We start from the raw sequence: 13805 nt of genomic DNA, 5'->3' as shown, positions 1-13805 counted from the left end.
ACAGGGTATGCCGCGGGCTCACCGCTCAAGGTGAGCACGCGGCATACCCCGTTTGCTGTCCCGCCCAAAGTCTCGGGGTAGCCTTCCTAGGATTGCCTGACCGTCATCATCGCGAGGCCGAACCGGCCCGCGTCACCAGGAGGACCTGTGCTCACCGCCTTCACCCGTGCGTTCAAGACGCCGGACCTGCGCAGGAAGCTGCTGTTCACCCTCGCGATCGTCATCATCTTCCGGCTCGGCTCGCACGTGCCGGTTCCCGGCGTGAGCTACAAGGCCGTCCAGGCCTGCATCAAGGGTGCGGACTCGACCACCGGTGTGCTCGGCCTCGCCAACCTGTTCAGTGGCGGCGCGCTCCTGCAGCTGTCGATCTTCGCGCTCGGGATCATGCCGTACATCACGGCGAGCATCATCGTGCAGCTCCTCACCGTGGTCATCCCGCGGTTCGAGGCCCTCAAGAAGGAGGGCCAGCAGGGCCAGACGAAGATGACGCAGTACACGCGCTACCTGACGATCGGCCTGGCGGTCCTGCAGTCCTCGACGCTCATCACGTTCGCCCAGAACCCCTCGGCACTGTTCGGCCCGAACTGCACGAGCATCCTGCCCGACGAGTCGATCGTGACCCTGGTCATCATGGTGCTCACCCTGACCGCCGGCACCGGCGTCGTCATGTGGCTCGGCGAGCTGGTCACCGACAAGGGCATCGGCAACGGCATGTCGCTGCTGATCTTCACCTCGATCGCCAGCTCGTTCCCGTCCTCGCTGTGGGCGATCCAGCAGAAGGACGGCCGCTGGGACATCTTCATCGGCGTCATCCTGCTGGGGTTCCTGATCATCGCGCTGGTCGTGTTCGTCGAGCAGAGCCAGCGGCGCATCCCCGTGCAGTACGCCAAGCGCCAGGTCGGCCGCCAGATGTACGGCGGCACCTCGACCTACATCCCGCTCAAGGTCAACATGGCCGGCGTCATCCCCGTGATCTTCGCCTCGTCCCTGCTCGCCCTGCCCTCTTTGCTGGCACAGTTCAACCGGTCGACCACCGGTGACCAAGCCGGCTGGGTGACCTGGATCGACCAGCACCTCGTGCGGGGCGACCACCCGATCTACATGCTCGCCTACATCGTGCTGATCTTGTTCTTCACGTTCTTCTACGTGTCGATCACGTTCAACCCGGTCGAGGTGGCTGACAACATGAAGCGCTACGGCGGCTTCATCCCAGGTATCCGCGCCGGGCGACCCACGGCCGAGTACCTCGACTACGTGCTCACCCGCATCACGGTTCCAGGGGCCATCTACCTCGGCCTCGTCTCGCTGATCCCGCTCATCGCACTGGTACTCGTCGGGGCCAACCAGAACTTCCCGTTCGGTGGCACCTCCATCCTCATCATCGTCGGCGTCGGCCTCGAGACGGTGAAGCAGATCGAGTCGCAGCTGCAGCAGCGCCATTACGAAGGGTTCCTCCGCTGATGCGCCTCATCATCCTCGGCCCACCGGGTGCCGGTAAGGGCACCCAGGCCGCCAAGATCGCCGCGAGCCTGGGCATCCCCGCGATCTCCACGGGTGACATCTTCCGCGCCAACATCAAGAACGAGACTCCGCTGGGCGTCCAGGTCAAGGAGGTGCTCGCGTCCGGTGGCTACGTCACCGACGAGATCACCAACGCCGTCGTCCGCGACCGGCTCTTCGAGGATGACGCGGAGCAGGGCTTCCTGCTCGACGGCTTCCCGCGCACCGCGGCGCAGGTCGAGACCCTCGACGCGATCCTGGCCGAGCACGGCCACGCGCTCGAGGCCGTCCTCGAGCTGACCGTCGACGACGAGGCCGTGGTCCAGCGACTGCTGAAGCGGGCCCAGATCGAGGGTCGCGAGGACGACACCGAAGAGGTCATCCGCGAACGGCAGGCGATCTACCGTCGCGAGACCGCTCCGCTCACCGACGTCTACGCCGCTCGTGGCCTGCTTGTGCAGGTCGACGGGATGGGTTCGGTCGACGACGTCTTCACCCGCATCTCCGACGCCCTCGAAGGGGTTGCTCGATCCTGATGTTCGGCCGGTCCCGCATCGAGACCAAGACCCCAGACCAGATCCTGCGGATGCGCAAGGCTGGCCTGGTGGTCGGTCAGACCCTGCAGCTGATGGCCCAGACGGTCCGTCCGGGGATGACGACCAAGCAGCTCGACGAGCTCGCGGAGGAGCACATCCGCGGGTGTGGGGCGACCCCGTCGTTCCTCGGCTACCACGGCTTCACCGGCTCGCTCTGCACGTCGGTCAACGACGAGGTGGTGCACGGGATCCCCGGGTCGCGGGTGCTGGCCGAGGGTGACCTCATCTCCATCGACTGCGGCGCCATCGTGGACGGCTGGCACGGTGACGCGGCCATCTCCGTGATCGTGGGAGGCCGCGACGCCGGGCGTCCCGAGGACCTCGCGCTCATCGACGCCACCGAGGACTCCATGTGGGCCGGCATCGCCGCGCTGTCCGTGGGGGAGTCGCTGTATGCCGTGGGTGCCGGTGTCGAGGACAGCATCGTCGCCTCGGGCGAGCGCGACGGCCACGACTACGGGATCGTCGAGGAGTACGTCGGCCACGGCATCGGCACCGAGATGCACATGGACCCGCAGGTGCCGAACTACCGCGTCCGCGACAAGGGCCCCACGGTGCGCTCGGGGGTGACGGTGGCGATCGAGCCGATGGTGACGCTCGGGTCCGCCGAGACCCGGGTGCTCAAGGACGACTGGACGGTCGTGACCACCGACTCCTCCCGTGCCGCGCACTGGGAGAACACCGTGGCGGTCACCGACGACGGGCTGTGGGTGCTCACCGCCCTCGACGGTGGCAAAGAGCGGCTGGAAGCCGCGGGCGCGGCATACGCACCCCTGGGCTGACCCTCCTGCGGGCGGCGGTCCGGAGCACGATTTCGTGCTCAGCGCGTCCTGGCGTAGACTCGTCTGTCGGTGCGCGACCTCGCGCGCCGTATTCGTGTGCGCGCCCCAGCAGGGGGTACCACGCAACAGATTGTGGAGGATATGGCCAAGAAGGACGGTGTCATCGAGATCGAGGGCACGATCGTCGAGGCTCTCCCGAACGCGATGTTCCGGGTCGAGCTCACGAACGGTCACAAGGTTCTCGCTCACATCTCGGGCAAGATGCGCCAGCACTACATCCGGATCCTCCCCGAGGACCGCGTGGTGGTGGAGCTCAGCCCGTACGACCTGACCCGTGGCCGGATCGTCTTCCGCTACCGCTAGACGCACCACCCGTTAGACCTGCTGGACCATCCGGACCGGCAGTGCCAGATCGAGGCGAAGCAGAGGCTATGAAGGTTCAGCCGAGCGTCAAGAAGATCTGCGACAAGTGCAAGGTGATCCGCCGTCACGGCCGGGTCATGGTGATCTGCGAGAACCTGCGCCACAAGCAGCGCCAGGGCTGACCAGAAGTACCGCGAGGCCCCGAAACGGGTCTCGCCCCAGCACGACTCGCATCTCTTCGAGAAGCGCAGACAAGTGAATTGACCGCAGTACCCGGCCCCTGGAGGCAGCGTCGTCGACGCAGCCCAGGACGTCACCCCCGGCCCGGAGGCCGGGGACCGGTGCCCCGAGGAAAGCTTCGGGACCAAGCCCGGAACGGTACTGCTCCAGACCTCCGGTGAAACAAAGGAAACACACAAGATGGCACGTCTTGTTGGTGTTGATCTCCCACGCGAGAAGCGCGTCGAGATCGCTCTCACCTACATCTTCGGAGTGGGTCGTACCCGCTCCCAGCAGGCGCTGGCTGCCACGGGTGTCAACCCGAACACCCGCGTCCGCGACCTGACCGACACCGAGCTGGTCCAGCTCCGTGACTTCCTCGAGGCGAACGTCAAGATCGAGGGTGACCTCCGTCGCGAGATCGCCGCCGACATCCGCCGCAAGGTCGAGATCGGTTCCTACGAGGGCATCCGCCACCGCCGCGGCCTGCCCGTGCGTGGACAGCGCACCAAGACCAACGCGCGCACCCGCAAGGGCCCCAAGCGCACCGTCGCCGGCAAGAAGAAGGTTGGTAAGTAATGCCTCCCAAGGCTCGCACTGCCGGCGCCAAGAAGGTGCGCCGCAAGGAAAAGAAGAACATCGCCCACGGGCACGCTCACATCAAGAGCACCTTCAACAACACCATCATCTCGATCACGGACCCCACCGGCGCCGTCATTGCCTGGGCCTCCGCCGGCCAGGTCGGCTTCAAGGGTTCGCGCAAGTCCACCCCGTTCGCTGCGCAGATGGCCGCCGAGGCTGCCGCCCGCCGCGCGATGGAGCACGGCATGCGCAAGGTCGATGTCTTCGTCAAGGGTCCGGGTTCTGGCCGCGAGACCGCCATCCGCTCCCTGACCGCGACCGGCCTCGAGGTCGGTGCGATCAGCGACGTCACCCCCTCGCCGCACAACGGTGTCCGCCCGCCCAAGCGCCGCCGCGTCTGAGCCGTCGGTAAAGAACAGGGAGATAGAGAAAACTCATGGCTCGTTACACCGGCCCCATCACCAAGAAGTCGCGTCGCCTCAAGGTCGACCTCGTCGGCGGCGACAAGAACTTCGAGCTCCGTCCCTTCCCGCCCGGCCAGCACGGCCGTCGCCGGATGCAGGAGAAGGAGTACCTCACCCAGCTGCAGGAGAAGCAGAAGGCTCGCTTCACCTACGGCGTCATGGAGAAGCAGTTCCGCGGTTACTACAAGGAGGCCTCACGGCGTTCTGGTAAGACCGGTGAGACCCTGCTGCAGATCCTCGAGTCCCGCCTGGACAACGTGGTCTACCGCGCCGGCCTGGCCCGCACCCGTCGTGCGGCTCGCCAGCTCGTCACGCACGGTCACTTCGAGGTCAACGGCGTGCGCGTGGACGTTCCGTCCTACCGCGTCGAGCAGTACGACATCATCACCGTTCGCAAGCAGTCCGTGAACACCTTCCCGATCGAGCTGGCTCGCCAGACGTTCGGTGAGCGCCCCACCCCGGCCTGGCTCCAGGTCGTCCCGGGCACGCTGCAGATCATGATCCACCAGCTCCCGGAGCGTGCGCAGATCGACACGATCCTCACCGAGCAGCTGATCGTCGAGCTCTACTCCAAGAACTGACGGCATGGGGTATGCCGCGTGGGCGACCACGCGGCATACCTCGCCTTCGGCTGTGGTCGCAGACAGAGGCAACCACGGCAGCCGGTCGGACCGGCACATCATCGGCGTCATATAGCGGTCGCCGACGAGGAAGGAAATACCCGTGCTCATTGCACAGCGCCCATCCCTCAGCGAAGACGTGGTTGCAGACAACCGCAGCCGCTTCGTCATCGAGCCCCTCGAGCCCGGCTTCGGCTACACGCTCGGCAACTCCATGCGCCGCACGCTCCTGTCGAGCATCCCCGGCGCAGCCGTGACCAGCATCCGCATCGACGGCGTGCTGCACGAGTTCTCCACGATCCCCGGGGTCAAGGAAGACGTCACCGAGATCATCCTCAACATCAAGGGCCTGGTCGTCTCCTCGGAGCACGACGAGCCGGTCGTCATGTACCTGCGCAAGCAGGGTGCGGGCGCCGTCACCGCCGCGGACATCGCGCCGCCGGCCGGGGTCGAGGTGCACAACCCCGACCTGCACATCGCCACGCTCAACGGCAAGGGCAAGATCGAGATGGAGCTGACCGTCGAGCGCGGTCGCGGCTACGTCTCGGCCAACCAGAACAAGTCCGGTGACCAGGAGATCGGCCGCATCCCGGTCGACTCCATCTACTCGCCCGTACTGGCCGTGACCTACAAGGTCGAGGCCACCCGTGTCGAGCAGCGCACCGACTTCGACAAGCTCATCGTCGACGTCGAGACCAAGAACTCGATGGCCCCGCGTGACGCCATGGCTTCGGCCGGCAAGACCCTGGTCGAGCTGTTCGGGCTGGCCCGTGAGCTCAACGTCGAGGCCGAGGGCATCGACATGGGCCCGTCCCCGACCGACGCCGCCCTGGCCGCCGACCTCGCGCTGCCGATCGAGGACCTCGACCTCACCGTCCGGTCCTACAACTGCCTCAAGCGTGAGGGCATCCACACCGTGGGTGAGCTCGTGGGTCGCAGCGAGGCGGACCTGCTCGACATCCGCAACTTCGGTGCGAAGTCGATCGACGAGGTCAAGGCCAAGCTCGTCGGCATGGGTCTGGCGCTCAAGGACAGCCCGCCCGGGTTCGACCCGAGCGCGATCGCTGACAACTACGGCGACTACGACGACGACTTCGCTGACGACGGCCGTTCGCTGGCCGAAGACGAGCAGCTCTGACCAACCGCCGCTGAGGGGCGGGCGGGAGACCATCCGCCCCTCGCACACCAAGGAGAACCTGAACCATGCCTACCCCCACCAAGGGTCCCCGTCTCGGCGGCGGTCCGGCCCACGAGCGACTGATCCTGGCCAACCTGGCGCAGTCGCTGTTCGAGCACGACTCGATCACCACCACCGAGGCCAAGGCCAAGCGCCTGCGCCCGCTGGCCGAGCGTCTCGTGACGTTCGCCAAGCGCGGTGACCTGCACGCCCGTCGTCGCGTCCTGTCGGTCATCTCCGACAAGGGTGTCGTGCACCGTCTCTTCACCGAGATCGCGCCCGACATGGCCGAGCGTCCCGGCGGATACACCCGCATCACCAAGATTGGCGCCCGCAAGGGTGACAACGCCCCCATGGCCGTGATCGAGCTCGTCCGCGAGCCGATGGCCAAGAAGGCGACCGTCAAGGAGGCGGAGGCCGCCACCAAGCGCTCCGCCAAGCAGGCCGAGGCCAAGGAGGCTGCTGCCGAGACCAAGGCTGCGGAGGACGAGGCCAAGGCCGAGGCCGAGGAGACCACCGAGGCGACCGAGACCACCGAGGCTTCGGCCAAGGAGGTCCCGGCCGGCGCCGTCGCCGCCAACGAGGACGGCTCGTCCCCCGACGCGGAGTACACCGTCAAGGGCAACGCCGACTCCGGCAAGTACCACGAGGCCGACGGTCAGTGGTTCGACCAGACGGTGGCCGAGTTCTGGTTCAAGTCTGCTGCCGACGCAGAGGCCGCTGGCTTCACCAAGGCCGGCGCCTGACCTACGCACGACAGGCACCACACGGCATACCGACAGGGCCGTTCACCCCACGCGGGGTGGACGGCCCTGTCGCCTGTCCGGTCTCCGACTTGTTGCTGAGTGGCGGTCACGGAGGGGCTGTTTCGGGGGTCCGGTGACGTGCGTCCGGCAACAAGTGCGGGCGTCCTGCGACTTGTTGCCAGACGGCGGTCACGGAGGGGCTGTTTTGGGGGTCTGGTGACGTGCGTCTGGCAACAAGTGCGGGCGTCCTGTGACTTGTTGCTGGGTGGCGGTCACGGAGGGGCTGTTTCGGGGGTCTGGTGACGTGCGTGTGGCAACAAGTGCGGGCGTCCTGCGCGTCAGGCCGCCCGTCGACCGCGTCAGGTATGCCGGGGGGCCGGCTCTGCGCGGAAGGCGCCGGCGAGCGGGAGGATGGCCAGGATCAGGACCATCGGCACGGCGAAGCCCGGTCGCAGGGAGTCGGAGCCGACGACTCCGGTGAGGACCGCGCCGAGCAGGCCGCCGACGTAGTTGAACTGGTTGAACCGGGCGATGACCGCGTCCACCCTCGCGCGGCGCGCCTCGGGGTCGAGCCCACCGCCGCCGACGACTGCCGCCGCGGAGAAGGACAGGGGAGCGATCACCGCCACCGAGCCGCCGAGCACGGTGAAGCCCAGCACGGCGACGGGCCACGACGGCGAGAAGACGATGACGGCCAGCGCCGCGCAGGCGACGAGTGCACCGATCCGCAGCAGCGGCACCGCCCCGACCCTGGCCACCGCGGCGTCGCCCGCGAGCCTAGTGCCAAGGCTCGCCACGAGATAGGGAAGGGTCGCGAGGGGGAGCAACCAGTCGGGGGCATCGTGCACCGACTTGAGGAAGACCGGCCCCCACGTGGTGGCTGCCGTGTCGACCATGTAGAAGAGGACCATCGCGGCGCCGAGCAGGGCTATCTTGCGCCAGGGCACCTCGAGGGCGGGGCTGTCCGAGGCGGTGGCGGGGGCGTCGGCACTCGCGGGCAGCAGGGGTGCCGCGAGCAGTCCGAGGGCGAGCACACAGAGCGGCAGCAGGCCGGCGACCAGTCCGAGCCGGGTCACGGCGATCGTGACGAGCGTTGCGACGATCCCGCCTGCGGTCCAGGCGCCGTGGAAGGACGGCAGGATGGTGCGGCCGTAGCGGTGCTCCACCGCCACCGCCTGCATGTTGGAGGCCGCGTCGACCGCTCCCAGCCCCAGGCCGTAGACCGCCAGGCCCGCCACGAAGACGGCACGCTGCGGCGCCACGGCGACAGCACCCAGGCCCACTGCCTGCAGGGCGAACCCGGCCCGCAGCGTGCCGGCGCTGCCCATGCGGGTGGCCGCCAGCTCGGCGAGGGCGGACCCAGCGCCGGCGAGCAGCACCACCATGAGCAGCAGGCCCGAGACGAACAGCTCCGAGAGGTCCCAGATGGTCTGGAACCTCGGCAGCCGCGTCGTCAGCGAGATGAACAGCAGGCCCTGCACGGCAAAGGCGGCGGCGACCGCTGCGCGGTGTCGGGGCAGCGTGGCGGTGGTCGGCGGCGGGGCGGTGGCACTCCTCACCCGGCCACTCTGGCAGACGTCAGGTCAGGCGGGGGCCAACCCTCGCGCGTGGCTAGGCTTTGACGTATGGACGAGCAGCAGGGGGAGCCGACGACTGCGCCCCTGCGGATCCGGCTCGACTTCGGCTACGACGGCACCGACTTCTCCGGGTGGGCGGCCCAGCCGGGCCTGCGCACCGTGGAAGGCGTGCTGTCCGCTGCCCTGAGCACCATCCTGCGCGCCGAGGAGCCGGTGCGGCTGACCGTCGCTGGGCGCACGGATGCCGGGGTCCACGCGCGCGGTCAGGTGGCACACCTCGACCCGCAGCCGGCCGGCTGGGCGCTGTTGCCAGGTCGCTCGACCCGCACTCCCGAGGAGGCGGCGTTGAGCCGGCTGCGCGGCATACTCCCGACCGACATCGGCATGCGGGCCGTGGCCGTCGCCGCCGAGGGTTTCGACGCGCGGTTCTCGGCGCTGCAGAGGCGGTACCTCTACCGACTGGCGGACCGACCGGAGCTGGCGGACCCGCTTCGTCGCCGCGACACGGTTGTCACCAAGCGCACCCTCGACGTCGACGCCATGCACGCGGCGGCACAGAAGCTGTTGGGGCTGAACGACTTCGGGGCGTTCTGCAAGAGGCGGGAAGGCGCGACCACGGTGCGGACCCTGCTCGACTACTCGTGGCGGCGAGCCGAGGACGGCACGCTCGAGGCGACGGTGGTGGCTGACGCGTTCTGCCACTCCATGGTGCGCTCACTGGTGGGGGCCGTGGTGCCGGTGGGCGAGGGGCGCCGCCCGGTGGACTGGCCGGCCGAGGTGATGCGGGCGGCGGTCCGGGACGCCGCTGTCGTGGTGATGCCGCCGCACGGTCTCTCGCTCGAGGAGGTCGTCTACCCCGACGACCCGGGGCTGGCTGTCCGCGCCAGGGAGTCGCGGGTCAGGCGAACCCTCGGCTGACCCGACACCTGGGCTTGGCTCAGGCGTCCTCGGGCAGCGGCGGCCCGACCACCTCGAGTCCGTACTTCGGCCCGACGGCGTTCCAGCGCGGGATCTCCTCCGCCATGGGTCGCCCGTCAGCGCCAGGCAGGCGGAGCTCGCCGGCCGGCAGGCCGACCTCGTCGTAGAGCCCGAAGAGGTGACCGGGGTCGGCCAGCCCGAGGAAGCGCACCGGCCGGTCGCCCGTGACGCGGAAAGCGTGGGGGAGCATCGGCGGCAACCAGATGAAGTCACCCTCGGTCAGGTGGAAGACCTCGTCCCCCGCGCGGTAGGTCATGCTGCCGTCCAGGAGGTAGAACGCCTCCGCCTCACGGTGGTGGCGGTGCAGGGGTGTCGCGATGCCCGGAGGCTGGGTGACCAGGGCAACGCCGAGCTTGCCCCCGGACTCCTGCGCCGTCAGCAGGTGCTCGAAGAGCGAGCCCATGGCCCAGGTGCCGCGCGCAGATCCCTGGCGCCGGAAGACCGCCCGGGGTTGTGGCATGGCCTCGTCGTCGCGCTCGGCGGCGGTGGCGGTGGCGGTAGCGGTGGCGGTGGGGGCCGTGGCGGGCGTCGACTTCTCGGTCATGGGGTTCCTCCCGAATATTCATCCGAAACGGATTCGGGCGAATATTGGTAAGGTATGCCCTATGAGCGACTCCGTCAAGCCTCGGCGCTACACCTCGCCCGTCCGCGCCGAGCGGGCTGCCCGCACCCGCCGCGACGTACTGGCGGCGGCGCGAGACCTGTTGTCGGACAACGGGTATGCCGCCACGACGGTGGCTCAGATCGCTGCACGGGCAGGGGTGTCGGTCGACACCGTGTACGCCAGCGTCGGGCGCAAGCCCGAGCTGATGGTGGCGGTGATCGACATGGTGCTGGGTTCCTCCGACGAGCCGATCCCGGCAGAGCAGCGCGACTACGTCCGCGCGGTGCGGGCTGCGCCGTCGGGCCGGGCCAAGATCGCCGTGTATGCCGCGTCGCTCGGTCGGCTGATGCCGCGGACGGCGCCGCTCATCGACGCCTTGCGTCGCGCGGGCGACGCCGACGAGAAGTGCGCGCAGGCGTGGGCCCGGCTCGTGGAGCGGAGGGCAGCGAACATGCTGCTCTTCGCCGCGGACCTCCGGTCGACCGGTCACCTGCGGGCCGACCTGACCGACCGCGAGGTCGCCGACATCGTCTGGTCGACCAACGGGCCGGAGTACTGGCTGCTCCTGGACTCACGCGGCTGGTCGGCGCAGCGCTACGCCGCCCACCTTGACGACCTGTGGTGTCGGATGCTGCTCACCGGCGACCCCTGAGGGGCCCTGTCGCGTGCGGTTCGCCGGGTGAGGGTGAGGGTGCGGGGGCGAGCCAGCCACGCGGGAGCAGGCCGGCTCGCCCCGGGGCTCAGGGAGCCAGGGACGCGTAGCCGCGTGAGTCGTGGATCGCCAGACCGGCGAAGGTGGGCGACGTCGAGAAGGCCGCCGTGACCGCAGCCAGCTGGACCTCCATCTGGGTGCGGGTCATCCCGGCGAAGGTCTGCTTGACCTCGGTGGGGTCGACGCCCAGGACGTTCGTCTCCTGGCCGATCCGCACCGGGCGGCCGAGCTGGGCGCCTGCCGCCACCTCGGCCGAGGCCAGGGCGATCGTCCCGTCCGGTCCGTCGGCGTGGTTGCGGTAGGCCATCACGGCGACTGCATCGCTGCGTCGCATGATCTCGAGGTCCAGCGTCGAGCCGTTCGCGGCGACCTCGTCGAACCAGAAGGGGATGTCCGCCTCGATCGCCGTGCCCGCCGCGGCGGTGCGCAGGGTGTCGAGGGTGGCGAGGTACTTCGTGATGACGGCCTTGCGGTTCTTCGTCCAGGCGGGGGTCGTGTAGGGCTCGATGTCGACGTGGAGACCCGTGAACAGGCCGGTCGCGAGCGTCGGTCGCAGCCAGTTGGTGACCACCCACGCCGGGTTGTCGACCCATCCCGGGTCGCCACCGAGGGCGTCGACGCGCAAGCCGGCCGCGTCGGCCAGGGCGACGAGCTGCTGCAGCTCGGCGAGCTTCGGCGAGGTGTCCACGTGCGGGGGCACGGCGGCATACAGCTGGCCGATCCCGCGGGCCGTCGCGAGGGTGACGACCGCCTGTGGGTCGGAGGTGTCCCAGACCCACATGGCTCGTGCGGCCGCAGGGCGACCCGCGCGGTCGACCGCGGTCAGCGGGGCAGCCATCGCCTGACCTGCCACCGTCACACCGACGGCACCGACGATCGCCACGAGGGCGACCATAGCCATCAGGCGGAGGGGAGATGCGGGGCGTGGCACACGTTGTCCTTTCGACGACCTCGCCCATCATCGGGGGCCGGCCGCAGTGCCCCTGACCAACTTGGCCAAGCCTTTAAGGTCGTCTAGTCCCTTTGTGCTGGTTCGCCCAGCCAGACAACTGAGATGACGTGCGGTGGTCGAGTAGAGCACCCTTGACCCCGTGGGACACCTCGACATCAACACCGTGAACTTCACCCTGCCCGACGGCAGGCCGCTGCTCAGCGACGTCTCGCTGCGGGTGGGAGAGGGTGCCAAGGTCGCGCTCATCGGCCCCAACGGCACGGGAAAGACGACGCTCGGACGGATCATCGCTGGGGACCTGGTGGCCCACGAGGGGGCGGTGACCCGCTCCGGGGGCCTCGGCGTGATGCGCCAGTTCGTCGGCCAGGTGCGCGACGAGTCGACGGTGCGTGACCTGCTGCTCTCCGTGGCGCCGGCGCCGGTGCGCGAGGCGGCGGCCGAGATCGACCGCACCGAGCTGCTGATGATGGAGCGTGACAGCGAGGCCGACCAGATGGCCTACGCCCACGCACTGGTGGCGTGGGGCGACGTGGGCGGCTACGACTACGAGACGCTGTGGGACGTCTGCACCGTCGCAGCCCTTGGTATGCCGTTCGACAAGGCCCAGTGGCGCAAGGTCACCACCCTGTCGGGTGGAGAGCAGAAGCGGGTCGTCCTCGAGGCGCTGCTGCGCGGCCCCGAGGAGGTGCTGCTGCTCGACGAGCCGGACAACTACCTCGACGTGCCGGCCAAGCGGTGGCTGGAGGACCAGCTCATCGCCTCGCCGAAGACCGTGCTGTTCGTCAGCCACGACAGGGAGCTGCTCAACCGGGTGGCGACGAGGGTCGCCACCCTCGAACCAGGCGGGGCCGGTTCGACCCTGTGGGTCCACCCCGGCCGGTTCGCGACCTACCACCAGGCTCGCGAGGACCGGAACTCTCGCCTCGAGGAGCTGCGTCGACGCTGGGACGAGGAGCACCAGAAGATCAAGGACCTGGTGCAGATGCTCAAGGTCAAGGCCAAGTACAACGACGGGATGGCGCCGCGCTACCACGCCGCCCAGACGCGCCTGCGCAAGTTCGAGGAGGTCGGGCCCCCGCAGGAGACGCCCCTGCGCCAGAACGTCAACATGCGGCTCAAGGGTGGTCGCACCGCGAAGCGAGCCGTCATTGCCGAGCGGCTCGAGCTGACCGGCCTGATGAAGCCGTTCGACCTCGAGATCTGGTTCGGCGAGAGGGTCGCGGTCCTGGGCAGCAACGGCTCGGGCAAGTCCCACTTCCTGCGCCTCGTGGCCGCCGGCGGGAGCGATCCCGACGCCGAGCACCGCCCGGTCGGCGACATCCAACCGGTGTCGGTGACGCACACCGGTCGCCTGCGGCTGGGCTCGAGGGTGCGGCCCGGCTGGTTCGCCCAGACCCACGAGCAGCCGGCCCTCGTCGGCCGGACCCTGCTCGAGATCCTGCACCGCGGCGACGAGCACCGCACCGGACGTCCCCGCGAGGAGGCGGCCCGGGTTCTCGACCGGTACGGCCTGGCCCGCGCCAGCGAGCAGACCTTCGAGTCGCTCTCGGGCGGCCAGCAGGCGAGGTTCCAGATCCTGCTCCTCGAGCTGTCCGGCGCGACCTGCCTGCTGCTCGACGAGCCGACGGACAACCTCGACCTGCACTCGGCCGAGGCCCTCGAGGAGGGGCTCGCGGCGTTCGAGGGGACCGTCATCGCCGTCACCCACGACCGGTGGTTCGCCCGTGGTTTCGACCGGTTCCTGGTCTTCGGTGCCGACGGCAGGGTCTACGAATCGGACGAACCGGTCTGGGACGAGGGCCGGGTCGTCCGCGCCCGCTGAACCGGCCCCCACGGAGCGTCACCGTGGGGATGCGTGTAAAGGTTTTCGCAGCTAGCGTGCGAGGCACCGCAGCGCGCCGAAGGAGTCGCGCCGCGACCTCGGAGGAGCATC

Annotated in this window: 16 protein-coding genes; 13 read left to right on the top strand and 3 right to left on the bottom strand. The window is 69.1% G+C overall.

Annotated features, from left to right (window positions below):
* The first annotated feature begins 147 nt into the window (after nt 1–147).
* The 10 genes from secY (at nt 148) to rplQ (ending at nt 7049) form a co-directional block, all read left to right on the top strand.
* Nucleotides 148–1461, top strand: a complete 1314-nt coding sequence (gene secY / locus AC1DWP_RS05700; protein WP_477613502.1) for a preprotein translocase subunit SecY — start codon at nt 148–150, stop codon at nt 1459–1461.
* Complete coding sequence (locus tag AC1DWP_RS05695; protein WP_477613501.1) at nt 1461–2036, top strand: adenylate kinase; 576 nt, start codon at nt 1461–1463, stop codon at nt 2034–2036. Before secY ends, AC1DWP_RS05695 begins: the two co-directional genes overlap by 1 nt.
* Complete coding sequence (map, locus tag AC1DWP_RS05690; protein ID WP_477613500.1) at nt 2036–2878, top strand: type I methionyl aminopeptidase; 843 nt, start codon at nt 2036–2038, stop codon at nt 2876–2878. Before AC1DWP_RS05695 ends, map begins: the two co-directional genes overlap by 1 nt.
* A gap of 141 nt (nt 2879–3019) precedes the next feature.
* Entirely contained in the window at nt 3020–3241 is a 222-nt protein-coding gene (infA, locus tag AC1DWP_RS05685) for a translation initiation factor IF-1 (RefSeq protein WP_006946284.1), read from the top strand.
* A gap of 68 nt (nt 3242–3309) precedes the next feature.
* Nucleotides 3310–3423: a 50S ribosomal protein L36 gene (gene rpmJ / locus AC1DWP_RS05680; protein ID WP_010148647.1), complete on the top strand. Its 114-nt coding sequence runs from the start codon at nt 3310–3312 to the stop codon at nt 3421–3423.
* 238 nt (nt 3424–3661) lie between these two features.
* The gene (gene rpsM, locus AC1DWP_RS05675) at nt 3662–4039 is read left to right on the top strand and encodes a 30S ribosomal protein S13 (RefSeq protein WP_477613499.1); all 378 of its coding nucleotides are present in this window, start codon (nt 3662–3664) and stop codon (nt 4037–4039) included.
* On the top strand, nt 4039–4443 hold the full coding sequence (gene rpsK / locus AC1DWP_RS05670) for a 30S ribosomal protein S11 (protein ID WP_057378146.1): 405 nt from the start codon (nt 4039–4041) through the stop codon (nt 4441–4443). Before rpsM ends, rpsK begins: the two co-directional genes overlap by 1 nt.
* A 35-nt stretch (nt 4444–4478) precedes the next feature.
* The gene (gene rpsD, locus AC1DWP_RS05665; RefSeq protein WP_477613498.1) at nt 4479–5087 is read left to right on the top strand and encodes a 30S ribosomal protein S4; all 609 of its coding nucleotides are present in this window, start codon (nt 4479–4481) and stop codon (nt 5085–5087) included.
* A gap of 142 nt (nt 5088–5229) precedes the next feature.
* Nucleotides 5230–6264: a DNA-directed RNA polymerase subunit alpha gene (locus tag AC1DWP_RS05660; RefSeq protein ID WP_477613497.1), complete on the top strand. Its 1035-nt coding sequence runs from the start codon at nt 5230–5232 to the stop codon at nt 6262–6264.
* A gap of 65 nt (nt 6265–6329) precedes the next feature.
* A complete protein-coding gene (gene rplQ, locus AC1DWP_RS05655; RefSeq protein ID WP_477613496.1) occupies nt 6330–7049 on the top strand; it encodes a 50S ribosomal protein L17, sunset domain variant in 720 nt (239 codons plus the stop codon).
* Between the two features lie 359 nt (nt 7050–7408).
* On the opposite strand, the gene AC1DWP_RS05650 is transcribed toward rplQ, so the two are convergent.
* Nucleotides 7409–8608 (bottom strand): MFS transporter, encoded by a 1200-nt coding sequence (locus tag AC1DWP_RS05650; protein WP_477613495.1) that lies wholly within the window; start codon nt 8606–8608, stop codon nt 7409–7411.
* Between the two features lie 66 nt (nt 8609–8674).
* On the opposite strand from AC1DWP_RS05650, the gene truA reads away from it, so the two are divergent.
* Nucleotides 8675–9544, top strand: coding sequence for a tRNA pseudouridine(38-40) synthase TruA (gene truA, locus AC1DWP_RS05645; protein ID WP_477613494.1), 870 nt, complete (start codon nt 8675–8677; stop codon nt 9542–9544).
* Nucleotides 9545–9563: 19 nt separating this feature from the next.
* Here truA and AC1DWP_RS05640 read toward each other — a convergent pair whose 3' ends face one another.
* Complete coding sequence (locus AC1DWP_RS05640) at nt 9564–10148, bottom strand: dimethylsulfonioproprionate lyase family protein (protein WP_477613493.1); 585 nt, start codon at nt 10146–10148, stop codon at nt 9564–9566.
* 61 nt (nt 10149–10209) lie between these two features.
* Here AC1DWP_RS05640 and AC1DWP_RS05635 point away from each other — a divergent pair, with 61 nt between their 5' ends.
* On the top strand, nt 10210–10860 hold the full coding sequence (locus AC1DWP_RS05635; protein WP_477613492.1) for a TetR/AcrR family transcriptional regulator: 651 nt from the start codon (nt 10210–10212) through the stop codon (nt 10858–10860).
* Between the two features lie 88 nt (nt 10861–10948).
* Here the strand turns inward: AC1DWP_RS05635 and AC1DWP_RS05630 are convergent, their stop codons facing one another.
* Nucleotides 10949–11821, bottom strand: coding sequence for a hypothetical protein (locus tag AC1DWP_RS05630; RefSeq protein WP_477613491.1), 873 nt, complete (start codon nt 11819–11821; stop codon nt 10949–10951).
* A gap of 190 nt (nt 11822–12011) precedes the next feature.
* Here AC1DWP_RS05630 and AC1DWP_RS05625 point away from each other — a divergent pair, with 190 nt between their 5' ends.
* Nucleotides 12012–13694 (top strand): ABC-F family ATP-binding cassette domain-containing protein, encoded by a 1683-nt coding sequence (locus AC1DWP_RS05625; RefSeq protein ID WP_477613490.1) that lies wholly within the window; start codon nt 12012–12014, stop codon nt 13692–13694.
* Nucleotides 13695–13805: the final 111 nt, after the last annotated feature.

Source organism: Pedococcus sp. P2_F6, from assembly GCF_056403675.1.
The sequence above is the reverse complement of the archived record's forward strand: the minus strand, read 5'-3'. Positions and strand labels throughout refer to the sequence as shown.

What these genes read in the sequence shown, in the direction of transcription:
- AC1DWP_RS05695 (WP_477613501.1), top strand. Translation starts at nt 1,461, where the DNA reads ATGCGCCTCATCATCCTCGGCCCACCGGGTGCCGGTAAGGGCACCCAG.
- map (WP_477613500.1), top strand. Translation starts at nt 2,036, where the DNA reads ATGTTCGGCCGGTCCCGCATCGAGACCAAGACCCCAGACCAGATCCTG.
- infA (WP_006946284.1), top strand. Translation starts at nt 3,020, where the DNA reads ATGGCCAAGAAGGACGGTGTCATCGAGATCGAGGGCACGATCGTCGAG.
- rpmJ (WP_010148647.1), top strand. Translation starts at nt 3,310, where the DNA reads ATGAAGGTTCAGCCGAGCGTCAAGAAGATCTGCGACAAGTGCAAGGTG.
- rpsM (WP_477613499.1), top strand. Translation starts at nt 3,662, where the DNA reads ATGGCACGTCTTGTTGGTGTTGATCTCCCACGCGAGAAGCGCGTCGAG.
- rpsK (WP_057378146.1), top strand. Translation starts at nt 4,039, where the DNA reads ATGCCTCCCAAGGCTCGCACTGCCGGCGCCAAGAAGGTGCGCCGCAAG.
- rpsD (WP_477613498.1), top strand. Translation starts at nt 4,479, where the DNA reads ATGGCTCGTTACACCGGCCCCATCACCAAGAAGTCGCGTCGCCTCAAG.
- rplQ (WP_477613496.1), top strand. Translation starts at nt 6,330, where the DNA reads ATGCCTACCCCCACCAAGGGTCCCCGTCTCGGCGGCGGTCCGGCCCAC.
- truA (WP_477613494.1), top strand. Translation starts at nt 8,675, where the DNA reads ATGGACGAGCAGCAGGGGGAGCCGACGACTGCGCCCCTGCGGATCCGG.
- AC1DWP_RS05640 (WP_477613493.1), bottom strand. Translation starts at nt 10,148, where the DNA reads ATGACCGAGAAGTCGACGCCCGCCACGGCCCCCACCGCCACCGCTACC.
- AC1DWP_RS05635 (WP_477613492.1), top strand. Translation starts at nt 10,210, where the DNA reads ATGAGCGACTCCGTCAAGCCTCGGCGCTACACCTCGCCCGTCCGCGCC.
- AC1DWP_RS05630 (WP_477613491.1), bottom strand. Translation starts at nt 11,821, where the DNA reads ATGGCTATGGTCGCCCTCGTGGCGATCGTCGGTGCCGTCGGTGTGACG.